The following is a 23,911-nucleotide window of genomic DNA, read 5'->3' on the forward strand; positions in this document are numbered from 1 at the left end:
GCGCCGCGCTGCGCCCCGCGAACGACATGCTCAGAGCTTGGCGCCGAAGTCCTGGGTCCACCAGGGGCCGCCCGAGCCGTTGTGGACCCCCACGCCGAGGTTCTTGAACGAGCAGTTGAGGATGTTGGCCCGGTGGCCGGGGCTGTTCATCCAGGAGTCCATCACCGCCTGCGGGGTCTGCTGGCCCCGGGCGATGTTCTCGCCGTACGTGGACCAGCGGTAGCCCGCCGCGGTGATGCGCTCGCCCGGGCCGTGACCGTCCGGGTCCGTGTGGTCGAAGAAGCCCCGGGCGGCCATGTCGTCGGACAGGCCCTGCGCGGCCCGGTCCAGTTGCGCGTCCTCGCCGACGGGGCCGCACCCGGCCGCCGCCCGTTCCTTGTTCACCAGCGCGACCACCTGCGCCACCGTTCCCGTGGGTGCCGGTGCCGGCTGCACCCGCGGCGGGCGGGAGGCGCTCGGGGTGACGCGCACGGTCTGCCGGGCCTGCGGTGTGCCGCTCCTCTTCGCGGGACTCGGGCTCCGGGACGGGCTCGGCTTCTTCGAGTGCGACGGGGACGGCGAGGCGGACGCGGAGGCCGAAGGCGAGGACGAGGACGAGGGCGAAGGCGAGGAAGGGGTGGACGTCGCGACGGCGCCGGGCCGCGCGAGGTCCGCGACGGGTGCCCCCGCGGCCGGGGCGGCGGACGCCTCCCCGCCCTCCGCCCCGGAGCCGGGGCCGAGGTACCAGAGGCCGCCGCCCGCCAGGCAGGCCGCCACCACCGCGCCCCCGACGGCCCGGCGCCGGGTCCGCCGCCGTCGCCGGGCCTCGTCACGGGCGGTCGTACGACGGCGGGCGGCGCGCGGCCCGGCGTGCCGGGCCCCGGCACCCGCGCCGGGTGTGTCCGGTCCGGCGGCGTCCGCGGCCGTGCCGACGTGCCGGCCCGCGCCCGCGGCCGGGTGGGCGGTCGCGGTGTCCGGCGCGAGCGGGGCGGCCGAACCGGCCGCGGTCATGCCGGCCGCCGTGGAGCGGGTCGTCGCGAGCAGCGCCGAGGAGACCGCGACCAGCGCGAGCCCGGCCAGCAGCCCCTCCGCCGGCAGCAGACCGCTCCACAGACCGCCGCAGCGCACGCAGTCGCGGGCGTGCCGGGCTATCCGCTTGCGCCACAGGGCGGACGGCAGACCGTCCCAGGAGGCCAGCACCCCGCGCAGTTCCCCGCAGGCGGGCCGCGCGTCCAGCGCCCGCACCACCACGCGGGCCGCCTCCAGCCGCGCCTTCATCCGCTGCACCCGTACGGCGGTGTGCTGCGGCGACACCTCCAGCGCCGCGGCGACCTCGGCCCGGGACAGCTCACCGGCGCACTCCAGCCACCACAGCGACAGCACCTCCCGGTCCTCCGGCTCGAGCCAGCGCGTGGCGAGCGCGGTCTCCTGCCGCTGGCCGGACAACTGGAGCCGCACGATGGTGAGGTCGACGAAGTCGGCGCCCGGGTCCGCGACGTCGGCGGCCTCGTCCACGGCGTCCGTGACGAGCCGGCGGTCCTGCCGGTGCGCCCGCACCCGGTTCATCGCGATGGCCACGAGCCAGGAGCGGAAGCTCTCCGGGGTGCGCAGGTCACCGAGCGAGCCGAGGGCCCGGAGCATGGTGTCCTGCACGACGTCGTCGACGTCGACCGAACCGTTCAGGGCCCGCCCCACGATGTTGTACACCAGCGGGAGATAGGCGCCGACCAGGGCGTCCTGAGCCGCCGCGTCGCCCGCGCGGGCGGCGTCGACCAGTGCCGCCGTGTCCACCGAGTGCTGTGTCATCAGAGTGTCCCTGTCCTCGACTCCGAACGATCCTGTCCGTCACCTGGGAGACCGCCGCGCACGGCGCCGATAACGGTTATCGGGAAAATCGTTCGGAGGGAGGCTCACAGGAGCCGTCCGGCGGCCGCAAGGGGGAAGATCACACCCCGGCGGTCCCGGCGCCCCGGTGACCGCGCGCGGGCGGCTCGGACCGCGGCCGGGCGTTCCGGCGGCGTGGCGTGCGCCGGGCCCGTGCGGTCCGCGGCGAGGATGGCGCCACGGCGGGAGCGGACCGGAAGGCGGGTGTGCGGACATGACGGTGAACCGGGTCGGCCTGGTCGTGCACGGCGGACGTGCCGAGGCCCTGGCCGCCGCGCGGGCCGTGCGCGACTGGTGCGCCGAGCACGCGGTGGGCTGCGCGGACATCGACGTGTGGCAGGAGGGCGCCCGGCACAGCGCCCGCGACGAGGTCGACAGCGCGGGTGACCCGGACCTCATCGTCACCCTCGGCGGTGACGGCACGTTCCTGCGCGGTGCCCGGCTGGCGGCCGAGAACGACGCGCTCCTGCTCGGCGTCGACCTCGGCCGGGTCGGCTTCCTCACCGAGGTCCCCGCCACGGCGGTGCGCGAGGCGCTGGATGCCGTCCGGGAGGAGCGGATCGACGTCGAGAGCCGGATGCTGCTCACCCTGCGGGCGTCGTGCCGGCTGGAGGTGCCCGCACACATGGAGTCGCTGCTGCGGTACGGCCGCGGACCCATGCTGCCCCCGCCCCGGGTGCGCACCGAGTGTGTGGCGGGCGGCGACTGGGGGGTGGCGCTGAACGTCACCGCGCTCAACGACGTGGTCGTGGAGAAGCTGGCCAGGGACCGGCAGGTGTCCGTCGGGGTGTATCTGGCGGGCCGGCTGCTGGCCTGCTACTCGGCCGACGCGCTACTGGTGGCCACGCCGACCGGGTCCACGGCGTACAGCTTCGCCGCGGGCGGTCCGGTGGTCTCACCCCGTGCGGAGGGTCTGGTGTTCACGCCGGTGGCACCGCACATGGTGTTCAACCGTTCGGTGGTGGCCGCACCGGACGAACCCATCGCGCTGCGGGTGCTCCAGCGGTCCGGCCGGGCCGCCGTCAGCATCGACGGCCAGTTGCGCGGGGTGCTGAGCCCCGGGGACTGGATCGGGGTGTACGCCGCCCCGCGCCGGCTCAAGGCGGTCCGGCTCGGCCCGACGGACTTCTACGGGCGGCTGCGGGAACGCATGAACCTCACCGACGCACCGGCCGCGCTCGCCGACGGGGACGCCGCTCCGCTGTGGCCGGTGACCACACCGCCGCCGGACGATCTGGCCCACCTGGCGCTTCCCCCGGCACCGGACGACACCTCCCGGCCGTCGTGAGGTCCGCCCGGCGCCGTACGCGGGTCCGGCACCCCCGACGCCGGGGAATGCCCGCGACATGCGCGGACGGGTCACCCGGGCACCGCGCGATGCCCCGGATGGCCGTTCGAACCCCGGGGCGCCGCAGCGTCGGGTGTGTCCCCTGTGGTCGTATATTCCATGGTGCGTTTGAGCCGTCGGACCGGCGTGGTCCCCGATCGCACCGGAACGCGGCCGGCAGGCCCGTACCGTACCGTGGGCACGCCCCACAGGAATAAGGAGATAGCGATGTCGACAGTCGAGCTGAACACCAACTTCGGCCGGATCGTGCTGGAACTCAACGACGCCGAGGCGCCCAAGACCGTCGAGAACTTTCTGTCGTACGTACGCAGCGGCCACTACGACGGCACGATTTTCCACCGGGTGATCAACGGCTTTATGCTCCAGGGCGGCGGTTTCACCCCGGACATGGACCAGAAGCCCACCCAGGGGCCGATTCAGAATGAGGCCGACAACGGGCTGAAGAACAACAAGTACACCGTGGCCATGGCGCGGACGAGCGACCCGCACTCCGCCACGGCGCAGTTCTTCATCAACGTTTCGGACAACGCCTTCCTCAACTTCTCGGGGAAGAACCCGAACGGCTGGGGTTACGCCGTGTTCGGCCGGGTGACCGAGGGCACGGACGTCGTCGACTCCATCAAGGGTGTCAAGACGGGCAGCCGCCACGGCCACCAGGACGTCCCCACGGAGTCCGTGGTCATCGAGTCCGCCAAGGTTCTCGGCTGACGCACGCCTCGGGGGCGGCACCGGTCCACGGTGCCGCCCCCGTCGCATCGCCCGGCCGGCCCCTTCGCCGGCGCCGGGCGGCCCGCGGCCGGGCTCAGACGGCCGCCGCGGGTCCGCCCGCCCCGAGCCGCCGCAACGTGGTGCCGATCCGGTCCACCACGGCCTGCTGCCGCTCCACCAGGTAGAAGTGGGCGCCCGGGTACACGTGCAGTTCGAAGGGGCCGTCGGTCTCCTGCGACCAGGCCCGGGCCTCCTCGGGGGTCACCCGGGGGTCGGCGTCACCCGTCAGCGCGACGATGGGGCTGCGCAGCCGCGGGCCGGGCGTGCGCCGGTAGGTTCCCACCGCGTGGTAGTCGGCCCGCAGCGCGGGCAGGATCATCTCCAGCAGGTCCTCGTCCCGCAGCAGGGCGGCATCGGTGTTGCCGAGCCGCGTGACCTCCTCGATCAGTTGCGCGTCGCCCCGCTGGTGGACGTCCTCGGTGCGCATGACGGACGGGCCGCGGCGGCCGGAGAGGAAGAGGACCGCGGGCGGTCGTCCGGCGGTCTCCAGGAGCCGGGCCAGCTCGTAGCCGACCATGGCCCCCATGCTGTGCCCGAACAGGGCCAGGGGCGTGTCGTCGCACTCGTCCAGCGCATGGAACACCCCCTGGGCGAGTTCCTGGACGGAGCCCGCCGGTGTCTCGTCGAGACGGTCCTGTCGGCCGGGGTACTGCACCGCGCGCACGTCCACCGCGGGCGACAGCTCCTTGGAGAAGGGAAAGTAGAAGCTCGCGGCGCCACCCGCGTGCGGCAGGCAGAGCAGCCGCGGTGCGCCCGGCTCGGCCGCGTGGAAACCGCGCAGCCACAGCGAGCGCCCTGCGCCGGACCGGTCGGCCATGTGTCCCCCTCGTCGCTCTGCGAATCGTGCTCCCTCAGAACGTAGTTGATGACGGGCGCCCCGGCCGCACGACCCCGGTCCGCCGTCCGGCCGGGTCGGCGCTCCCTGGACAGCGGACCCGACCGCGAACTAGACTCCTGATCCAGAAATGGACAGATCGTCGACTCCGGACGCCGGTGGGTCAGCGGGGGGCGGGGAGCGTCATGGAACACGGCTCGGACGGCACGGCGAGCGGCTCGGGTGACCGGGACGGCTCGGACGGCTCGGACGAGCACCTCATCCGCGAGGCCGAGAAGATCGCCGTCGCGCTGGGCCGCATGTTCCCCGGCCTGTGCGAAGTGGTGCTGCACGACCTGCGCCACCCCGACCACGCGATCCGGGCCATCGAGAACAACCTGTCGGGCCGTCAGGTGGGCGACTCGGCGACGGAGTTGGGCCTCGCGCGGATCGCCGATCCGGAGTACCCGAGCGTCATCCAGAACTACCCCAACCGGTTCCCCGACGGCCGCCCGGCGAAGAGCACGTCCATCGGCATCAAGAACGCCGCCGGCGAGTACGTCGCGGCACTGTGCCTGAACCTCGACGTCTCCGTGCTGTCCCCGGTGACCCTCGCGCTGTCGAACCTCGTGGCCACGGACACCGAGCACCGCGGCCGGCCCCTGGAGTCCCTGCGCGACCGCACCGCGCGCGAGCTGCGGGAGACGGTCGAGGCCCGGGCCGCCGAGCGGGCCGCCACGCCCCGCTCACTGAGCCGGGAGGACAAGAAGTCCCTCGTACGGCAGTTGCAGCACGACGGCTACTTCGACTCGCGCGACGCCGCGCAGACCATCGCGGACCTGCTCGGCGTGTCCCGGGCGACGGTCTACAACTACGCCAAGTGAGGGCCGCCCGACCATGAGCACCACCGGTTCCACCGCTCCCCCGGCGCCGGCCGCCCCGGCACGACCCACACCCGAAGGACAGCCCATGGCCGCCGAACCGCCCGTGTCGTTCGCCGACGTCCGCGAAGCCGCCGCCCGTCTCCAGGGCATCGCCCACCGCACCCCCGTCCTCACCTCCCGCACCCTGAACTCCCTCGTGGGCGCCGAGGTGTTCGTCAAGGCAGAGAACTTCCAGCGGATCGGCGCCTTCAAGTTCCGCGGCGCCTACAACGCCATCGCCCAGCTCCCTCGGGAGCAACTGGCGAAGGGTGTCGCCGCCTACTCCTCCGGCAACCACGCCCAGGCCACCGCGCTGGCCGCCCGGGAACTGGGCACCAGCGCCGTGATCCTCATGCCCGAGGACGCTCCCCGCTCCAAGAGGGAGGCGACCGCCGGGTACGGCGCGGAGATCGTCACCTACGACCGGTACACCGAGGACCGCACCGCGCTCGGCGAGGCCCTGGCCGCGGACCGCGGCCTGGCCCTGATCCCGCCCTACGACCATCCGCACGTCATCGCCGGGCAGGGCACCGCCGCGCTGGAACTCCTGGAGGAGACGGGGCCGTTGGACGCGCTGCTGGTGCCCGTGGGCGGTGGCGGCCTCATCGCCGGAAGCGGCACCGCGGCCAGGGCACTGCACCCCGGCATCCGGGTCATCGGCGTCGAGCCCGAGGCGGGCGACGACACCAAGCGCTCCCTGGAGAGCGGCGCGCGCGTCAGCATCCCGGTCCCCCGCACCATCGCCGACGGGCAGGCCCTGGCGACCCCCGGCGAGATCACGTTCGGCCTCAACCAGCGCCTGGTCGACTCCATCGCGCTGGTCAGCGACGCCGAGATCGTCACCGCGATGCGGTTCGCCTTCGAACGGCTGAAGGTCGTCCTGGAACCCAGCGGCGCGACGCCCCTGGCCGCCCTGCTGGCCGGGCGGATCGGCGATCCGCCGCGGCGGATCGGCCTCATCGCCTCCGGCGGCAACATCGACGCGGACCGGTTCACCGCACTCGTCAACGGCTGATCCGGTCCGCCGCCGGCTGACGCGTCCCGCCCTCGCCCCGCCTCGCCCCGGTCCGCGCTGCGGGGCGGGCCGGACCCGCGCTCACGCCTCCCCCCAGTCCCAGGTGTCGAAGTAGCCCGCCGTGCCCGTGCGGCGGGCTTCCGTCACGGTGGTCAGCCGCGCGAAGTCCTGGGCCGGCATCAGCGGCCGCCAGGCGTCCAGCGGCAGTACGCGGGCCTCGTCGTGCTCCTCCGGGTCGAGGGTGATCCCGCGGATCTGCTCCTCGCTGAGCCGGCCCCCGTCGAAGACCACGCCCATGCTGCTGTACGGCCACTCGTCCCCGGGCAGTCCGTAGACCGCGGCCAGCAGCCGGGGCGGGCCGGAGAGGGTGATGCCGGTCTCCTCCCTGCACTCGCGCACCGCGGTCTGCCAGGGCCGCTCGCCGGGTTCCATCGTGCCGCCGGCCAGCTGCCACGGGTGCGAGGGGCTGTACGGCGCGTGCAGTTGGAGGGGCCGGTCGTGGGCGTCGGTGAAGTGGACGCAGGCGAATCCGGTCGCCTTCATCAGTTGCTCGGCGTACTGCTCGGGCGGCAGCCAGGTGCGGCTCACGGTGTCTCCTTCCGGGACGATACGGAGTCTGTCGGCGGCGGGGTCGTAGGCGATCCGCTCCCCCGGGTGCTGGAAGTGCACCGCGAGCCGGGCGCCCTTCGTGTACGCGTCGAGTCCCGCCTTGCAGTAGGCCACCGTGCCCGCCGGGAGGGCGTCGAGCCGGAACCAGTCCATCGCGTCGCACACCTCGGGCTCCGCGATCCGCGGCTCGCCCCGCCACCGGCGGACCTCGAAGAAGAAGCCGGTGCGGGAGCGCCCGCCGGGCCCCCGGTGGTGCACGGTGACGGCGGCCCGTACGTCGGCCGGCTCGACGGCGACGCCGGTCTCCTCCCGGGTCTCGCGGACCACTGCGGTGACCACGTCCTCGTGCGGTCCGTCCAGGTGGCCGGAGGGCAGGTGCCAGAGCCCGGACGCGTACACCCCGCCGGCGCGCCGGGACATCAGCACCTCGGGTCCGCGGGCGGTCTCCCTGCGCAGGATGAGGTGGACGTCCAGCGGCTCCCGGTGCCGTTCGCGGTGGGTGCGTCCGGCGGGCGGCCCGGCGGTGGTCAACTCGCGTCCCAGCCCAGCTCGGTGTAGAGCCGGCCGGCGCGGATCCCGTCGACGGCGGCCCGGGTGTAGGGAACGGTCGGTTCCGGCAGGTTCCCGGGGTGCCACCACCGCCAGGCGAGGCACTTGCCGGGCTCGCGCACCTCGGGGGCGCCCTGCCAGCGGCGCACCCGGAACACCAGTTGCATGCGCGGCGGTGCGCCGGGGCCGTCGACCACGTGCACGGCGTGCGCGTACTCGGCGTCGGCCGGGTCGATGACGAGGCCGGCCTCCTCGCGGGCCTCCCGGACGAGGCACCCGAGCGCCGGTTCCCGCTCGCAGTGCCCGGCGAGGAAGTGCCAGGTCCGCCCGGCGTACGCGGTGTCGGGGTGGCGCAGTCCGAGCAGGACCCGCCCCTCCTCGTCCTCCAGGTACAGGTGGACCCCGATGACCTGGGGCAGCGTGCCGCCGCCGGGCGGCCTCGGCGGACGGGCCGGTGCCGGACGGTGCGCTGCGGGGGTCACCTGGCCTCCTCCGGGCGCCGTGTGCCGCGCCGGCCCGGTGCGGGCGGGTCCGGTGCGGGCGGGTCCGGTGCGGGCGGGTCCGGTGCGGGCGGGTCCGGGAGGCTCACGCCACGGGCGGGCGGCGGATCACGGCGCGGGCGGGCGGCGGACGGCCCCGGCGCGGGGTCCGGGCCGGGTCCGGCACCCGGGGCGCGCGTCTTTCCGGGCTGCGGTCCGGTGCGGGTCAACGTGGTCTCCCCCTCGACGGTCGTCCGGTGCGTCGTCCGGCTCAACGAGCGGACCGCGATATCGAACACACGTGTTTCGGACGGAGTCCGACCCGCCGTGCGCAGCGGGTCCTGCGTGCCGGGGCCGCGGGAGCCCTTGCCCGGCAAGGGGACCACGCGGGCCGCGGGTGGCCGAAACGCCGCTGTCCGGCGGTCGGCGCCGGGCGAGGGGGCGCCCCGGGGCCACCAGGTGCCCACGTGACTCCGGGGACCTCGCGCGAGCGGTGGTGGGACCCGGGCGCACCCGCTGCTTCGTGGGGGTGGACGCGCCGGTCGCCGTCACCGTCCCCGCCCGGCCCGGCTCCGCGGCGCGGGCTTCTCCCGTCCGCCGGTCACCGGGAGACCCACCGTCGGCGCGGGACCGTTGCGCCGGTCCCACCCGTGGCCTACGGTGGCGCGCGTCAACCCCGTCCCGCCCCCGGGGAGTCGACCCGGCGTGCCCCCCCTCCGAGCCCCTCTCGCCACCCTTCCCGCACGTCGACGGCCGCGCCCGGGACCCCTCGGACGGCGCCGGCTCGTGGTGGCGGGCGGGCGGCGCGAGGCGACCGGCCGTACCGCTGCCGCACGCCGTGCCGCTCCCCCTTCCGATCCGGAGGGTTCAGTGGACCGCAAGACCCGACGGCGCGCCCGCCGCGCGCTGGTAACCGCCGTGCTCGCCGCCACGGCCGCGCTCGGCGCGGTGCCGCCGCACGCGACCGCCGCGGACCCGGCGGCCCGCTGCGGACCGGACCCCGCCTCGGCGCGGAGCCCGCGCGTACCGCTGCGGGTGGCCACCTACAACATCCACGCCGGCGCGGGCGAGGACAACGTGTTCGACCTGGACCGCACGGCGGCGGCGATCCGCGGGCTCGACGCCGACGTGATCGGCCTCCAGGAGGTCGACGTGCACTGGGGTGCCCGCAGCGGCTTCGCCGACGAGGCCCGGGAACTGGCCGGACGGCTGCGCATGCGGGTCTTCTTCGCCCCGATCTACGACCTCCCCGCGGACCCACCGGGCGCCGCGCGGCGGCGGTTCGGCGTCGCGGTGCTGAGCCGTTTCCCGGTGCGTGACGCGCGGAACCACGAGATCACCCGGCTGTCCACCCAGACGCCGGACCCGGTGCCCTCCCCGGCACCGGGCTTCGCGGAGGTGACGGTCAAGGTCAGGGGCACCGCCGTGCACGTGTACTCCACCCACCTGGACTACCGGGCGGACCCCTCCGTCCGGCGCGCGCAGGTCGACGACATGCTCGCGGTGCTCGCCGGGGACTGCGGCCCGAAGGTCCTCCTCGGCGACTTCAACACCGAGCCGGACGCCCCCGAACTCGCGCGGCTGTGGGGCCCGTTGCGGGACGCCGCGCCGGACGGCGGCAAGACCTACCCGGCGGCCGCGCCGGTCAGGCGGATCGACCTCGTGACCGTCTCACCGGACGTCGCCGTCACCGGCGCACACGAGTCCGCCACGACGGCCTCCGACCACCGCCCGGTGGTCGCCGACCTCCTGCTGCCCCGCGCGTGAGCGGCGGGCCGGTGCTCCCGTCCGCCGGCCCGCGCCGTGCCGGTAGGGTCGGCCGCATGGCGCTGCGTCTCTTCCAGGTGAACCTCAAGGCCCGGGACGACGCGGCGCTGGGCCGGTTCTGGGCCGAGGCGCTCGCTTGGCGCGTGCCCGGCGGCGAGCCCGGTGCGACCAGCGTCGAGCCCGTGGGACCGGCCTGGCCGGACCCCGCCGCGATCCGCCTCGATGTCGTGGCCGTCCCGGACACCGGTGCGGTGGCGGGTCGCGCGCACCTGGACCTCGCGACCGCCTCCGCGGCCCACCACGCGGAGCTGCTCGGGCGCCTGGAGCGGCTCGGCGCGACGCCGGCCGGCGCGGGGCGGGACGACTCCCGGCGGACGGCCCTTGCCGACCCGGAGGGCAACCTGTTCTGCGTCCTGGCGCCCGGGCGGGCCCACCGCGACACCGGGCCGGTCGCCGCGGTCGTCGTCGACTGCGCGGACCCGCGGGCCATGGCCCGGTTCTGGGGCGGGGCGATGGACTGGACCCCGCACGAGGTGAGCGACGACCACGCCCTGCTGCGCGCCGCCGAGGGCGCCGGCCCCTGTCTCGCCTTCGTGCGCACGCCCCACCTGCCGGGCACGCGGCACCGCGCCCATCTCGACCTGGCGCCCCTCCCGTTCACCGGTGCCGTCCAGGCGGCGGAGGCGGCCCGGGTCGAGGCGCTCGGCGCGACGCCCGCCGGCCCGGGCCGGGGCGACTTCCCGTGGCGGGTCCTGACCGACCCGGAGGGCAACGAGTTCTGCGTCCTCGGCCCGGCCTGACGCGGAGCCTGCCCCGCCGGTTCCGGCACGCCCGCCACCGCACGAGATGATCATGGTCCGCGGCAGCGGTTCCAGGACCGGCAGCCGGCTACCGGCCCGCCGTCAGGAGACGGGCGACAGCGGGCCGTTCGCCCCGCGGGCCGGCGCCCGGCGCGTCGTCGGGCGGACATGACATCCTGTGTCGCCAGGACGTCACGGAATGCCGGACGACGAGGGCGGGCGTCCGGAGGGTCGGGGTAGATCGATGAAACTCTGCTTTCTGGTGGAGGAGCAGTACCGCCACGACGGCATGCCGGTCGAGGTGATCCGTCAGCTCACGTCCTGGGGGCACCAGGTGGACGTGCTGCGGCCGGGGGGCTCGCTGCTGCGCATGACGGAGGCGTTGCAGGACGCCTCCCACGACGCCTGGGTGCTCAAGACGGTCTCCGGCGGCCCGGGGCTCACCCTGCTGGAGGCGGCCGCCGCGACCGGGACCACGACGGTCAACGACGCCCGCGCGATCCGTGGTGTACGGGACAAGGCGCTGGCCGCGGCGATCGGCCGCAGCCACGGGCTGCCGCTGCCGCCCACCTACGCGGCGGCCCGGCCCGAACTGCTGGCGGAGGTCCCGGAGTCGGAGTACCCGCTGGTGGTCAAGCCCGCCGACGGCAGTTCGGGCCGGGCCGTGCACCTGGTGACGTCACCGGACCGGCTCGCCGCGATGCTTCCCGAACTGGCGGCGGAGGGCATGCTCATCGCCCAGCCGTACGTCCCGAACTCGGGCGTCGACATCAAGGTGTACGGCGTCGGCGGCGAGCTGTACGCGACCGAGCGCCGCTCCCCGCTCCACCCCGACCAGGTGGTGCCCGAGCGGCCCGTGCCGCTGGCGGACGAGGTGGCCGCCGTCGCCGCCCGGGCCGGGGCCGTCTACGGCCTCGACCTGTTCGGCGTGGACGTGGTGCTGGGGCCGGACGGTCCCGTGGTCGTCGACGTGAACGACTTCCCCAGCTTCCGCCAGGTCCCCGACGCGGCCGCGCGGGTGGCGCGGGCCGTGCTCGGGCTGGCGGCCCGGGGGAGCCGGAGCGCCGAACCGGCCGAGCCCGCCCTGCTGGGCATGCCGGAGCAGCGGCAGTCGTCCGGGGCGGCCGTGCCACCGGCCGCGGCGGCCGGGGCAGCGCTGCGTCCCGGCCCGGCGCAGGTGCTGATCGCGGCGGGCAGGACCGTATGAGAATCGGCGTGATCACGTCCGACCCCGGTCATCCGCTGCTGGCCGCCGCCATCGCGCTGCTCGCCGACGGGCACACGGTGCGGACACTGGACCCGCGGACGGCGGAACCGCCCGGCCCCGCCGAGCCCCCGGCCGACGTGTACCTGCTCAAGGCGCGCACCCCGCGGGCGATCTCCCTCGCCCGCGCGCTGGAGCGGCGCGGCGCCCGGGTGCTGAACTCGGCCGCCGCGACCGAGCTGTGCCAGGACCGTGTGGCGATGGCGGAGTGCGCCCGGCGGGCCGGCCTGCCGTTCGCGGCCACCCGTGCCTGTCCCGCGCTCTCCCGGCTCGCCGACGGGCCGGGGCTGCGGAGTCCGGTGGTGGTCAAGAGCCGGCACAGCCGCAAGCACGATCTGGTGGCGCGCGTCGACGACGCCGGGAGACTGCGCGAACTGGCCGCCGCGCACCCGGAGGAACCCGTCGTGGTCCAGGAGTTCACCCCGAACAGCGGCTGGGACCACAAGCTGTGGGCGATCGGGGACCGGATCTTCGCGGCGCTGCGCCGGTCCGAGCTCTCGCCCGAGGGCCGCGGCCCCACACGGCCGCTGGCCCTCGACGGCCTGCCGTCCGGCTGGGCCGCGCTGGTCCGCCGGGTCGGCGAGGTCTTCGCGCTCGACGTGTACGGCGTGGACGTCATCGACCGGGGTGACGGCGTCCCGCTGATCGTGGACGTCAACGCCTTCCCCGGGGTCCGCGACCAGCCCGGCGCCCCGCAGGCCCTGGCGGCCCTCACGCTGTCGCACGCGGGCGCCTGAGACACGCACCGCACGCGCGTCCGGCGCTCCGGCGGCCTGAGGGGGGTGTGCCGACGGCACACCCCCCTGAGGTTCCGCTACCGGTCGGCGTCACGGGGTCGTCGTGCACCGGAGAAGCGCGTCGTCGTCCGTCACCCGCGGGCGGTCCCGGGGCCGGGACCGCCGAGGCCCAGTTCACGGTCGCCGAGGGGAGCGAAGAAGCGCTCCACGGCGGCGTCCGTGACCTCCGCGAGGGTCGCCGGGGACCAGCGCGGGGCGCGGTCCTTGTCGATGATCCGGGCGCGGATCCCCTCGACCAGGTCGGGGCTGCCCAGGGTCGCGCAGGAGACGCGGTACTCCTGGTCGAGGACGCGCTCCAGCGAGCCGAGGCGCCGGGCGCGGCGGATCGCCTCCAGGGTGACCTTGAGGGAGGTGGGCGACCGGCCGAGCAGGGTCTCGGCCGCCTCCTCGGCCTCGGGGTCCCCGTGGGCGAGCAGCCGCTGGACGATCTCCTCGACCGTCGCGGCGGTGTAGCAGGCGTCGATCCACGCGCGCCCCTCGGCCGGCCGGCCCGCGGGCGGCGGCTGTTCGTGGCGGGCGAGGGCGCCCCGTACCGGCATCCCGGCCAGGTCGTCGACGAGGGCACCGAGGGCCGCGGAGGGCACGTAGTGGTCGGCGAGGCCGCACAGCAGGGCGTCACCGGCGCCGATCTGCGCGCCGGTCAGCGCGAGGTGGGTGCCGAGTTCACCGGGGGCGAGGCCGAGCAGGTGGGTGCCGCCGACGTCGGGGACGAAGCCGATGCCGGTCTCGGGCATGGCGATCCGCGAGCGCTCGGTGACGATCCGGACGCCGCCGTGCGCGGAGACGCCGACCCCGCCGCCCATGACGATGCCGTCCATGACCGCGACGTACGGCTTGGGGTAGCGGGCGATCCGGGCGTTGAGGCGGTACTCGTCGCGCCAGAACGCGGCCGAGGCGGTGCCGTCGCCGTCCCGGGCGTCGTCGTGCACGGCCCGGATGTCGCCGCCCGCGCACAGGCCGCGCTCCCCCGCGCCGGTGAGGACGACGGTCTCCACGGCCGGGTCGTGCTCCCACGCGGTCAGGGCCGCGTCGATCCGGCGGACCATGTCGTGGTTCAGGGCGTTGAGCGCCCTGGGCCGGTTGAGCGTGATGCGGGCGGACCGGCCGGCGGTGTGCAGGAGGACGGGTTCCTCGGTGCCGGTCATCCGCGTGCCTCCGTGAGGGCGCGGGCCACGTTGACGCGCATGATCTCGTTGGTTCCTTCCGGGTTTCGGTGTTCCCGCGAGGGGCGGACGGTCGGTGATCGACGGTCTTCCCGGGGGCGGTGGGGAGGCGTCGGTGTGCTGCCGGGCCCGCCGGGTCAGGTCCCCGCACGGCGGTGCGGCGGGGTGAAGGCGTACAGGTCGAGGATGTCGGGCCGGGGAGCGACGCCGGGGCCGCCCGCGTGCACCCAGGTGATGACGTCCTCGGTCGCGTCCGGGTCGTTGACGAGCCCGAGCCACACCGGCCGCGCACCGGCGGCCCGGCCCGCGGCGGAGGGCTGTACGACGAGGACGTTGGCCTGGTCGCAGACGTCGAGGCACTCGGAGATCCGCACCGGCACCTCCGCCCGCAGGCGCGCGGTCTGTCCGGCGTGGTCGACCCCGGGCACCTTGGGGCTGCCGCAGCAGCAGTCCCGGCACACCACGACCCGGCACGGCGCCGGTCCGCCGCGCCGCCCGCCCCCGCCCGGTTCCTCGTCCGCGATCCGTTCGGCCATGTCGCGCCACTCCCCTCCCGGGGAGATCCGCCCCGGTGTTCCGTGAGGAGGCGACCGCGTGAGTCTCCTGGCTCCCGGGTCGCCGCCCGCCCCGCCTTCCCGCCCCGGCCGGGGGCGGTGGCCTGCCGGAACTCGCTCACCGGTCACAGTGGCGGGACCGCGCCGGATTCTCACCGGCTTCCTCGGACCGCCGTCGCCCTACGTCGCCGACCATCATGTCATCAGCGCCGGTGGGGGCCCGGGGCGCCCCCGGCCGGCCGGTGCCCTACCCCGTGCGCGGGCGCGGCGTGTTCGCCCCGCCCGCCGGCGTCCGGCGCGGTGCGCGGAGGCTCGCACGGGCGCGGATCCGGGCGATGGCCGACGCCCGCGGGGGCCGGCCGGGCGTCGGCTCCGGGGCCGAGGACCGCCTGTGTCCGGCGAGATCCGAAGAGACCCGGCGAAGCCACGGCCATCACTCGAACGGGTCAGCGGAACCCACGCGTCCGGGCCGGACCGGCCGAGTCCGGCCGCCGCTGTCACGGGCCGGGCCGTAACTCACCCGGAACGGCTAATCGCGGAGCGTGCACCCCTTGTGCGCACCGGCCCCTCCCCCATTCGGAGTTGCGGCCGTACGGGCGACATGAGTCCGTGGGAGTCGTGTCCCACCGGATCTCACCCAGGAGGAGACATGGGCACCAACCATCAGTCCGGGACGACGGAAAAGCTGAACGTCGTCTTCGCGGTCCGCGTGATCGAGGGCGGGGAGCAGGGCTTCCTGGAGCTGTACGAGCAACTGCGGAAGTCCGTCTCCGGCACCCCCGGCCACATCGTCGAGCGGCTCGGCGCACCCGCCGACGACTCCCGGCAGTGGGTGATCACCAGCGAATGGGAGTCGGCCGACGCCTTCTTCGCCTGGCAGCAGAGCGAGGAGCACCAGCAGATGGTGGCCCCGCTGCGCGAGTTCGTCGACCAGAGGCAGTCGTTGCGCTTCCGGGTCGTCAAGGAGACGAAGGGGGCGGCGTCGTGACGCGCGCCGACCTCGGTCCCGTCGCCGTGCTCGGCCTCGGTGCCATGGGCGCCGGGCTGGCCCGCCGCCTGCTCGAAGAGGGCATCGGGGTCAGGGTCTGGAACCGCACTCCGGACCGGGCCGCGCCGCTCGTCGAGGCGGGCGCCCACCTCGCCGCCCACCCCGCCGAAGCCGTCGCGGGCACGAAGGCCGTCATCTGCGCGGTGGCCGACGGCGAGGCCCTCGGCTCGGTGCTGCGCGGACCGGACGGAGTGCTGGCCGCGGGCCCGTACCCGGGTGTCCTGCTCTGCGCCAGCACCGTCGCCCCCGAGGAGGTCGTCCAGATGACCGGGGACGTCCCCCAGGTCCTGGACATGGGCATGCTCGGCAACCGCGACCACGCCCGTGACGGGGAGCTGCGCCTCTTCCTCGGCGGCGACGAGACGGCGTTCAAGGCCGCCCGCCCGCTGCTGGAGAACCTGGGCAAGGAAGTCGTCCATCTGGGCGCACTCGGCTCCGGCATGCGGATGAAGCTGCTCCTCAACCTGCTGATGGGCATCGAGGTGCAGGCGCTGGCCGAGGCGACCGAGCTGGCGGGCGCCTGCGGACTCGACCGGCAGCAGGTCCTCAAGACGATCGCGGGCACCGGATTCGCCTCGCCGGTCATGGCGTTCAAGTCCCGGCGCCTGGCCTCGGGCCGCTTCGACGAGCCGGACTTCCGGCTGCGGCTGATGGCGAAAGACCTCATGCTCGCTACCAAGCAGGCGGCGGCAGCCGGCCTGAGCCTGCCGCTGGCGACCGCCGCGGCGGAGACCCACGTCCGCGCCACCGAGCAAGGGCTGGGCGACCAGGACTGTGCCGCCGTCACCCGCGCACTGACACCGAGACCGGGAACCGATACGTGATCATCGACATCCACGGGCACCTGTCCCCGCCGGAAGCGGCCGAGCGCTTCCCCATGCCCCCGAGCCTCACCGACGTCGACGGCATGCTCGCCGCCCGCGCCGAGGCCGGCATCGACCTCACCCTCATCGGCAGTCCCGTCGGAGCGGGCGCGATGGCACGGGTACCGGGCGTCGACAACTACGCCCAGCCCCGCGACCGGCTGCGCCGCTTCCACGACTGGATGTCGGGCCTGATCCGCACGTTCCCCGACCAGTTGCGCGGCTACGTGTACGCCAACCCGTTCGGGGACGACGATCACCTGGAAGGGGTGCGCGAGACCCTGGCGGACCCCGCCTTCGTCGGCCTGATCACCACCTCCAGCGTCCACGGCGAGCTGCTCGGCTCGCCGCGCGCCGACTCCTTCTTCGCGCTGGCCGCGGAGGCGGGGGTGCCGGTCCTCGTGCACGCCCCGGCCGAACCCGTCGGCACGGAGCGGGTGGAGGGCATCGGCTTCGTCGAGCAGATCGGCCGCTTCGGCGACGTCACGATGGGCATGGCCATGATCGCGTTCGCGGGATGGCTGGACAAGTACCCCGGTCTGCGGCTGATCGGCGCGACGGGCGGCGGCGCGATGGCGCTGCTGCCCGAGCGCCTGCAGACCGCGGCGCGCCCCCGGCACTGGGCCGGGGGCGCGCCGCCTCCGGGCCGGCCCGGAGCGGCCTCCGCCGCACCCGGCCACGCTCCGCGCGCCGCCGGAGCGGAAGCGGGCAGCGCGCCGGAAGCGGGCGCGCGGGGGGCCCTGCGGCCGTCGGCCGACCCGGCCGCCGCTCTGCGGCGCATGTACGTCGACACCAGCCCGTTCAGCGCGGCGCACCTGAGCCTGAACGCGGAGGTGCTGGGGCCCGAGCGGATGCTGTTCGGCACCGACTCCCCGCCGATGGCCGCGCCGTTGGCGGACTTCGTCCGCATGATCGAGAAGCTGCCGCTCGACAAGGCGTCCCAGCAGCTCGTCCTCGGCGGCAACGCCGAAGCCCTCTTCGACCTGAGGAGCCGTCCGTGACCACCACGCAGGAGGCCGTGGCCGCGGCCGAACGGTGCACCCCGGAGTTCCGGCGCGATCCGCACGCCGTCTACGCCCGGCTCCGCGAGGAGGCACCGGTCTGCCCGATGCGGCCGCCGCACGGCAACGAGACGTACCTGATCACCCGGTACGAGGACGCGCGGGCCGCCCTGTCGGACCCGCGGTTGAGCAAGGACATGTACGGGGCCATGGACGCGTACCGGAGGATCTTCGGTGACTCGTCCGTCGCGCTGGACGACAACATGCTCAACTCCGACGCGCCCAAGCACACCCGGCTGCGCAGGCTGGTCAACTCCGCGTTCACACCGCGGCGGGTCCAGGCTCTGCGGCCGCGGATCGAGGAGGTCGTCCGGGAGCTGCTCGACGCGTGCCCGGTCCGGGAGCCCTTCGACCTGCTGCCGGCGTTCGCGTTCCCGCTGCCGATCACCGTGATCTGCGAGCTGCTCGGTGTGCCGCCGCGGGACCGGGAGCGGATGCAGCAGTTGTCCACGACCGTGGCGCAGACCGGTTTCGGCGAGGAGTTCAAGCGGGCCCAGCAGCGGGCGGAGGAGGGTCTGCACGCGTACTTCACGGAGCTGGTCGACGCCAAGCGCACACACCCGGGCGACGACCTGCTCAGCGCGCTCACCGCGGCACGGGACACCGAGGACGGCGGGCTCACGCAGAGCGAACTGGTCTCCACGGCCTTCCTGTTGATGTTCGCGGGCCACAAGACGACCGCCTACCTGATCGGCAACGCCGTCCACCATCTGCTGTCGCGGCCCGCGCAGTTGCGCGCCGTGCGGGAGGACCCGGAGCTTATCCGCGCGGCCGTCGAGGAACTGGTGCGCTACGACGGCTCGGTGGAGAGCGCGACGTTCCGCTACGCCACCGAGGACGTCGAGTACGGCGGGACCCGGATCCCCAAGGGCGCCCTGGTGCAGATCGCGCTCAGCTCGGCCAACCGCGATCCGCTGAAGTTCGACGCGCCGGACGAACTGGACGTGGCCCGGCCGGGGAACGCGCAGGACGCCCACCTGGGGTTCGGGCACGGCAGCCACTACTGCCTGGGGGCCCCGCTGGCCCGGCTGGAGACGCAGCTCGCCCTCCGGCTGCTGTTCGACCGGTTCCCGCGGATGGCCCTGGCCGGCGGCGCGGCCGCTGAACCGCGTTGGCTGGAGGTCCCGTTCCCCGCCTTCCGCGGCCTTGCGGAGCTGCCGGTCGTCCTCGACCCCGCCGGCTGAGACCGGGACGTCGGCGCGGCGCGCGTGCGGGGCGTCCGCGGGCGGCGGGCGCCCCGCACCGCACTGCCGTGCCCCGCCGCCGGGGGACGGCGGCCCGCAGGGGGCGGACGGGAAGCGAACCCGCCTGTCCTGCCGGCCGAACTCCGCGCGGCGAGGGCAACCTTGTGGGCGGGTTGTGAGTCTCCTGATCGATCACGTCGGTGATCGGAACACGAGGAGACCGTCATCAGCGCCATACACAAGACCCTGACCACCGTCGCCGTCACCGGTGCCGTCCTCGCGGGCTCCGCCGCCTGCGGGACGGTGGAGCAGCTCTCCGCCGGCCGGAAGCTCGACCGGGCCTTCGAGAAGCTCGGCGAGAAGAACACGCTCTCCTTCGAACTCGACCTGGACACCGACGCCGCGTCCCTGAAGGCACTGGACGCCGAGTCCGGGGCCGAGCCCGGGGACGCCATGCCGGACGAGGCCGCCGAGCTGCTCAGCGGGGCGAAGATCAAGGTCACCGTGGAGTCGAGGAAGCCGATCCGGGAGTCCGGCGAGAAGGACCTCGTCGGTACGGCCGTGAAGATCAGCGGGGCGGACGGCGACCTCGCCGAGTACCGGGTGATCGGCGACTACACCTACTTCCGGTCGGACCCCGACGCCCTCGACAGGATCAGCGGTGGTTCCGCGCCGGCCGTCGAGGACCTGCCGCCGCAGGCCGGGGCGCTCAAGGACGTGCTGGCGGGCAAGTGGGTGAAGTTCGGCACCAAGGAGATGGCGAAGGCCACCGGGGAGAAGCCCGCGCCGGCCCCGTCCCTCGACGCCCGGACGCAGAAGAAGCTCGTGGGGGCCCTCCGCGAGGTGATCGCCCGTGAGGTGCGCTTCAAGACGGCCGGCGGCTCGGACGGCACCGAGCACATCACCGCCACGGCACCCTTCCGCAAGCTGGTCACCGAACTGCTTGGCGAGATCCGCCCGCTGGCGAAGGACCTGCCGCCGGGCGTCGAGCTGCCGGCCGACAAGGACCTGAAGGACGCCCCGAACACCAAGGTGGCGGCGGACTTCACGCTCAGGAACGGCGAACTGTCCGCGGTGGACGTGGACCTCGCCGGGCTGGCCGGCAGCGCCGAGGTCAAGAAGCTGGGCCTGACGCTGCGGATGGGCACCGGCACCCGGCCCACCGCCCCGGCCGGCGCCACCGAACTGGACCTCGGGGACCTCGCGCAGGGCTTCTTCGGCGCCGAGCCGATGGACGGCGCCGAGTTCGGCGAGAGCGACCTCTCAGGCCTCGACGGCCCGGACGTCCCCCAGGACGAGTTCTGATCGCGCGCGGGTGAACCGGACGGCCCACCGCCCCGGCCCCGCGAGCGGGGCGGAGCCCGGGCGGGCCGCCGCGGGCCGGGCTCGGCGGCCGGCCCGGGTCAGGGCCCGGTGTCGTCCGGTGCCCCCGCCGGAGGCGGGGACGCGGCCGCGAGCGGTCGCGCACGGGCGATGAGGAGGGCCACGTCGTCACGGTCGGCGGGGTGCCTGAGCTGCCGCAGGAGCCGGTCGCAGGTCTCCTCCGTGGAGGCGTCGGGCTGGGTCAGCAGGCGGCAGAGGTCTTCCAGTCGCTCATCGATGGGATCGTTGCGGGTCTCGACCAGCCCGTCGGTGTAGAGGACGAGGCGGTCGCCGGGCCGCAGGTCGAAGGCGGTGGTCCGGAACGGGACGCCGCCGACGCCGAGCGGCGTGCCCGTGGGCAGGTCGAGGAGTCGCGGCCGGCCGCCGGCCGGCACCAGGACCGGGGGCAGGTGCCCGGCCGAGGCGACGAGCAGCCGGGCGCGGTGCGGGTCGTGGACCGCGTACACGCAGGTGGCGATGTACGGGTCCAGCCCCTGGGTGATCCGGTCGAGGTGGGTGAGGATGCGGGCCGGGTCGAGGTCGAGGTCGGCCAGGGTGGAGGTCGCGGTGCGCAGCCGGCCCATGGCGCTGGCGGCCGGGATGCCGCTGCCCATGACGTCGCCCACCGCGAGGGCGGTCCGCTCGCCGCCGAGCGGGATGACGTCGTACCAGTCGCCGCCGACCTCGTGGAACGCCTGGGCGGGCCGGTAGCGGGCGGCGATCTCCAGACCGGGCCGCCGGGGCGGGAGCTGCGGCAGCAGGCTGCGCTGGAGGGTCTCGGCGGCGCTGCGGATGCGCTGGTGCAGGATGGCGTTGTCGATGCTCAGCGCGGCGGAGGAGGCCAGTTCGCAGGCGAGGGTGAGGTCGTCCTCGTCGAACGGCAGCGGGTTGCGCGCGCGGGCCAGGCCCATGACGCCGATGACCTGTCCGCGGGCGATGAGCGGGACGGCCATGTCGGTGTGCACCCCGGCCCGGGCGAGCAGCCGGGCGGCCTCGGGTCCGGTGGCGACCCGGGAGACCTCCGCGCCGTCCAGGTGCCGGATCAGCACCGGGCGGCGGGTGCGGACGCAGTGCGACGCCGGGTGGTCGGCGTGGTAGGAGGTGAGGCGGCCCGGCGGCACGATCGCCTGGACGGCGTCGGTGGGGTAGGCCGTCTGCGCGGCCAGGGCGCGGAACAGCGCCGGTCCCTCGCCGGGGTCCGTACGGCCCGTGCGCAGGACCGAGTCCAGCAGGTCCACGGTGACCATGTCGGCCAGTTCGGGCACCACCACGTCGGCCAGTTCCCGCGCGGTGCGCTCCACCTCCAGCGTGGTGCCGATCCTGGCCGAGCCGTCGGCCACGAGGCGCAGCCGCCGCTGGGCCTGTTCGGCGCGCCGGGCGGCCCGGTAGCGGTCGGTGACGTCGACCACCACGGTGACGATGCCCAGGACCTGCCCGTTGTGGTCCTCCAGCCGGTAGGCGGACACCGCCCAGGCGTGTTCGTTGTCCGGGTCGGCGGCGGTACGGCCCACCACCTGGAGCTCCACCACGGGGTCGCCGGTCTCCAGGACCCGGCGCATCACGGCCTCCGCCTCGTCGAAGGGGCCGCCGGGCAGGACGTCGTGGAAGCCGCGGCCGGCGTGGTCGGCCTCCGGGACGCCGTGCATGGCCGCCATCGCCGGGTTGACCGTCAGGTAGCGCAGTCCGGTGTCCAGGACTGCCAGCCCGATCGGCGCCTGGGTGACCAGCCGGTTGGACAGGGCCAGCTTGCGCTCCATCTGGCGCAGCGTCTCCCGGTCCGTGGCCAGCCCCAGGGCGTAGTGGTCGCCGAGGTTGTCCGTCAGCCGCATGTTGCGGAACTCGATCATCCGGGTGCTGCCGTCCTTGTGCCGGATGGGGAACGCCCCGGCCCAGCCCCGCCCGGTCCCCATCACCTCCGCGAACAGCTCGATCACCGCCTCGTGGTGTTCCGGGTCGACCAGGAGCTGCGCCGCGTACTGCCCGACCGCCTCGCTGCGGGCGTAGCCGAACAGTTCCTCGGCCTGCGGGCTCCACATGTCGATCCGGCCGTCGGCCTCCAGCAGCACCGCGGCGACGCCCAGCAGGTCCATCAGGCCGCTGGGGCCCGCCGCGGCACCCGGCAGACGGTCCGCCCGTACCGGTCGCCGGCTCGCTCGCCCCATCGCACGCGCTCCTTCTCTCCGCCGGTCTCGTCCGCGGGGCCGCCGCGCCCGGTCGGGCCGGGCGGGACGGCCTCCCGGCAGATCAGCAGCCCATTCCACGATGGGCCACGGAGCCGGGTACGGCGAGGGCGCGGGCCCGGAAGGGCGCCACGTCCGGCGCCGGACGCCCCGCCGACGGGCCTCGGACGTGCCGCGCCGGACCGGGCGACGGGCGGCACGGCGGCCGGGAGACCCGCTCGGGGAGCCGGTGGCGCCACCCCGGGGATGCCGGGCGCCCTGCCGGGCGGCGGTACCGCCGCCCGGCGACCACTCGGGCAGCCCGCGCGGGGCACCGACAGGCCGGGCGCCGGGCCTCTCTCCACATGGACGCCCTCCCCGCCGCGGCCGAGGCGCCGGGCCGCCAGGCCGACCGCGCAGCGCGCCACGCGCCCGGCGGACGACCGCCCGGCGCGTGCCGTCAGGGGACCGTCGGCCGGTCGCCGTGCGGGGTGATGCGCGCGTGCTGTCCGCGGGCGCAGTGCACCAGCCGCTCCCCCAGCCCGAGCCCGCCGGCCGCGGTGAGGAAGTCCTGGAGCGGCGAGCGGAAGACGGTGTAGTCGTCGTAGTGCACGGGCAGGACGCGCGGGTAGTCCAGGCGGCGGGCCAGTTCGGCGCCCTGCGCGCCGTCCATGGTGACGACGAAGCCGCCCGGCAGGCGCGTCCCGCCGAGGTGCAGCACGGCCAAGTCGGCGGCGGGGAAGCGGCGGGCGATCTCGTCGAGCCCGTCGTACAGGAGGGTGTCGCCCGAGACGTACAGCCGCAGCGCCACCGCCCCGTCGCGGGCGCCGAACTCCAGCATGCTGCCCATCACCGGCGGCAGCAGCCGGCTCAGCACGGGCTGGAGGGAGTGCCGGCCGGGCAGCGCCGTGATCCGGACCTGGGAGCCGCCCTGCCGCAGGGTGCAGCTGTGCCAGGTGCGCAGGCCGCCGGCCCGGGGGAAGCCCTGCCAGGTCCGCAGGTGCCGGGCGGCGTGCGCGGTGGTCACGATCGGCACCGAGCGGTCCACGTGCCGCCGGGCCACGCGGTCCCAGTGGTCGCCGTGCAGGTGGGAGAGGACCACGCCGTCCAGCGGGGGCAGGTCGGTCACGTCCAGTCCGGGCTCGGTCAGACGGCGGCTCGTCAGCCCGTAGCCGAGGTGGGCGCGCTCCCCGCGGTGCAGGAAGTTGGGATCGGTGAGCAGGACCAGGTCGCCGTAGCGCAGGAGGACGGTCGCGGTGCCGATGAAGTGCAGGTCGAGTGTGTCGTCGGAGGGGGCCATGGCGGTCCTTGCCCGACGGGCGGGGGCCCGTCTGTCGACGGGGAACGGACCCGTCCGGAGTACCCGCCCGGCGCGGCGCGTACCCCTCCGGCCGGGCACCGCGGCGCACGGCACCGGCCGCGCGCCCCCGGCGGGCCGCCGGACGTGCCGCGCCTGGCCCGAGCGGGTGCCTTCCGGCGTGCCGGTACGGCGGGCTCCCGGCCCCGGCCGCGCGGGCCTCC

21 protein-coding genes and 1 riboswitch are annotated in these 23,911 nt (G+C 75.2%); of the genes, 13 read left to right on the forward strand and 8 right to left on the reverse strand.

Going from position 1 to position 23,911, the window contains the following annotated elements:
* Nucleotides 1–30: 30 nt before the first annotated feature.
* Nucleotides 31–1,788, reverse strand: a complete 1,758-nt coding sequence (locus tag ACZ4K2_RS26560) for a sigma-70 family RNA polymerase sigma factor (protein ID WP_467476584.1) — start codon at nt 1,786–1,788, stop codon at nt 31–33.
* 289 nt (nt 1,789–2,077) lie between these two features.
* Here ACZ4K2_RS26560 and ACZ4K2_RS26565 point away from each other — a divergent pair, with 289 nt between their 5' ends.
* Complete coding sequence (locus ACZ4K2_RS26565; RefSeq protein WP_467476266.1) at nt 2,078–3,151, forward strand: NAD(+)/NADH kinase; 1,074 nt, start codon at nt 2,078–2,080, stop codon at nt 3,149–3,151.
* A gap of 267 nt (nt 3,152–3,418) precedes the next feature.
* Nucleotides 3,419–3,919, forward strand: a complete 501-nt coding sequence (locus tag ACZ4K2_RS26570; RefSeq protein WP_467476262.1) for a peptidylprolyl isomerase — start codon at nt 3,419–3,421, stop codon at nt 3,917–3,919.
* A 94-nt stretch (nt 3,920–4,013) separates the two neighbouring features.
* On the opposite strand, the gene ACZ4K2_RS26575 is transcribed toward ACZ4K2_RS26570, so the two are convergent.
* Complete coding sequence (locus tag ACZ4K2_RS26575; RefSeq protein WP_467476260.1) at nt 4,014–4,796, reverse strand: thioesterase II family protein; 783 nt, start codon at nt 4,794–4,796, stop codon at nt 4,014–4,016.
* Nucleotides 4,797–4,999: 203 nt separating this feature from the next.
* Here ACZ4K2_RS26575 and ACZ4K2_RS26580 point away from each other — a divergent pair, with 203 nt between their 5' ends.
* Together ACZ4K2_RS26580 and ACZ4K2_RS26585 are read left to right on the forward strand one after the other, a co-directional pair.
* Nucleotides 5,000–5,677: a helix-turn-helix transcriptional regulator gene (locus ACZ4K2_RS26580; RefSeq protein WP_467476256.1), complete on the forward strand. Its 678-nt coding sequence runs from the start codon at nt 5,000–5,002 to the stop codon at nt 5,675–5,677.
* A gap of 85 nt (nt 5,678–5,762) precedes the next feature.
* A complete protein-coding gene (locus tag ACZ4K2_RS26585) occupies nt 5,763–6,731 on the forward strand; it encodes a threo-3-hydroxy-L-aspartate ammonia-lyase (protein ID WP_467476253.1) in 969 nt (322 codons plus the stop codon).
* Nucleotides 6,732–6,812: 81 nt separating this feature from the next.
* Here the strand turns inward: ACZ4K2_RS26585 and ACZ4K2_RS26590 are convergent, their stop codons facing one another.
* Together ACZ4K2_RS26590 and ACZ4K2_RS26595 are read right to left on the reverse strand one after the other, a co-directional pair.
* Entirely contained in the window at nt 6,813–7,871 is a 1,059-nt protein-coding gene (locus ACZ4K2_RS26590; protein WP_467476251.1) for an NUDIX domain-containing protein, read from the reverse strand.
* Nucleotides 7,868–8,371 (reverse strand): NUDIX hydrolase, encoded by a 504-nt coding sequence (locus tag ACZ4K2_RS26595; protein WP_467476249.1) that lies wholly within the window; start codon nt 8,369–8,371, stop codon nt 7,868–7,870. The genes ACZ4K2_RS26590 and ACZ4K2_RS26595 overlap by 4 nt, the downstream gene beginning before the upstream one ends.
* A gap of 867 nt (nt 8,372–9,238) precedes the next feature.
* Here ACZ4K2_RS26595 and ACZ4K2_RS26600 point away from each other — a divergent pair.
* The 4 genes from ACZ4K2_RS26600 to ACZ4K2_RS26615 all read left to right on the forward strand — a co-directional run bounded on the left by ACZ4K2_RS26600 (nt 9,239) and on the right by ACZ4K2_RS26615 (nt 12,936).
* Nucleotides 9,239–10,135 (forward strand): endonuclease/exonuclease/phosphatase family protein, encoded by an 897-nt coding sequence (locus ACZ4K2_RS26600; RefSeq protein ID WP_467476247.1) that lies wholly within the window; start codon nt 9,239–9,241, stop codon nt 10,133–10,135.
* A gap of 56 nt (nt 10,136–10,191) precedes the next feature.
* Entirely contained in the window at nt 10,192–10,935 is a 744-nt protein-coding gene (locus ACZ4K2_RS26605) for a VOC family protein (RefSeq protein WP_467476246.1), read from the forward strand.
* A gap of 244 nt (nt 10,936–11,179) precedes the next feature.
* Entirely contained in the window at nt 11,180–12,142 is a 963-nt protein-coding gene (locus ACZ4K2_RS26610) for an ATP-grasp domain-containing protein (protein ID WP_467476242.1), read from the forward strand.
* The gene (locus tag ACZ4K2_RS26615) at nt 12,139–12,936 is read left to right on the forward strand and encodes an ATP-grasp domain-containing protein (RefSeq protein ID WP_467476239.1); all 798 of its coding nucleotides are present in this window, start codon (nt 12,139–12,141) and stop codon (nt 12,934–12,936) included. Before ACZ4K2_RS26610 ends, ACZ4K2_RS26615 begins: the two co-directional genes overlap by 4 nt.
* 131 nt (nt 12,937–13,067) lie before the next feature.
* Here ACZ4K2_RS26615 and ACZ4K2_RS26620 read toward each other — a convergent pair whose 3' ends face one another.
* A complete protein-coding gene (locus ACZ4K2_RS26620; RefSeq protein ID WP_467476236.1) occupies nt 13,068–14,141 on the reverse strand; it encodes an enoyl-CoA hydratase/isomerase family protein in 1,074 nt (357 codons plus the stop codon).
* Between the two features lie 155 nt (nt 14,142–14,296).
* Nucleotides 14,297–14,695 (reverse strand): (2Fe-2S) ferredoxin domain-containing protein, encoded by a 399-nt coding sequence (locus ACZ4K2_RS26625; RefSeq protein WP_467476233.1) that lies wholly within the window; start codon nt 14,693–14,695, stop codon nt 14,297–14,299.
* Nucleotides 14,696–14,756: 61 nt separating this feature from the next.
* Nucleotides 14,757–14,878: riboswitch (cobalamin riboswitch) on the reverse strand.
* Between the two features lie 484 nt (nt 14,879–15,362).
* Here ACZ4K2_RS26625 and ACZ4K2_RS26630 point away from each other — a divergent pair.
* The 5 genes from ACZ4K2_RS26630 to ACZ4K2_RS26650 all read left to right on the forward strand — a co-directional run bounded on the left by ACZ4K2_RS26630 (nt 15,363) and on the right by ACZ4K2_RS26650 (nt 20,174).
* The gene (locus tag ACZ4K2_RS26630) at nt 15,363–15,701 is read left to right on the forward strand and encodes an antibiotic biosynthesis monooxygenase family protein (RefSeq protein ID WP_467476229.1); all 339 of its coding nucleotides are present in this window, start codon (nt 15,363–15,365) and stop codon (nt 15,699–15,701) included.
* Nucleotides 15,698–16,585 (forward strand): NAD(P)-dependent oxidoreductase, encoded by an 888-nt coding sequence (locus tag ACZ4K2_RS26635; protein WP_467476226.1) that lies wholly within the window; start codon nt 15,698–15,700, stop codon nt 16,583–16,585. Before ACZ4K2_RS26630 ends, ACZ4K2_RS26635 begins: the two co-directional genes overlap by 4 nt.
* Entirely contained in the window at nt 16,582–17,625 is a 1,044-nt protein-coding gene (locus tag ACZ4K2_RS26640) for an amidohydrolase family protein (RefSeq protein WP_467476224.1), read from the forward strand. Before ACZ4K2_RS26635 ends, ACZ4K2_RS26640 begins: the two co-directional genes overlap by 4 nt.
* A complete protein-coding gene (locus tag ACZ4K2_RS26645; protein ID WP_467476223.1) occupies nt 17,622–18,869 on the forward strand; it encodes a cytochrome P450 family protein in 1,248 nt (415 codons plus the stop codon). The genes ACZ4K2_RS26640 and ACZ4K2_RS26645 overlap by 4 nt, the downstream gene beginning before the upstream one ends.
* Nucleotides 18,870–19,172: 303 nt before the next feature.
* Nucleotides 19,173–20,174 (forward strand): hypothetical protein, encoded by a 1,002-nt coding sequence (locus tag ACZ4K2_RS26650; RefSeq protein ID WP_467476220.1) that lies wholly within the window; start codon nt 19,173–19,175, stop codon nt 20,172–20,174.
* Nucleotides 20,175–20,272: 98 nt separating this feature from the next.
* On the opposite strand, the gene ACZ4K2_RS26655 is transcribed toward ACZ4K2_RS26650, so the two are convergent.
* Nucleotides 20,273–22,393, reverse strand: a complete 2,121-nt coding sequence (locus ACZ4K2_RS26655) for a SpoIIE family protein phosphatase (protein ID WP_467476218.1) — start codon at nt 22,391–22,393, stop codon at nt 20,273–20,275.
* A gap of 457 nt (nt 22,394–22,850) precedes the next feature.
* A complete protein-coding gene (locus tag ACZ4K2_RS26660) occupies nt 22,851–23,690 on the reverse strand; it encodes an MBL fold metallo-hydrolase (protein WP_467476216.1) in 840 nt (279 codons plus the stop codon).
* Nucleotides 23,691–23,911 lie beyond the last annotated feature (221 nt).

This window comes from Streptomyces sp. NPDC025833 (assembly GCF_055558055.1).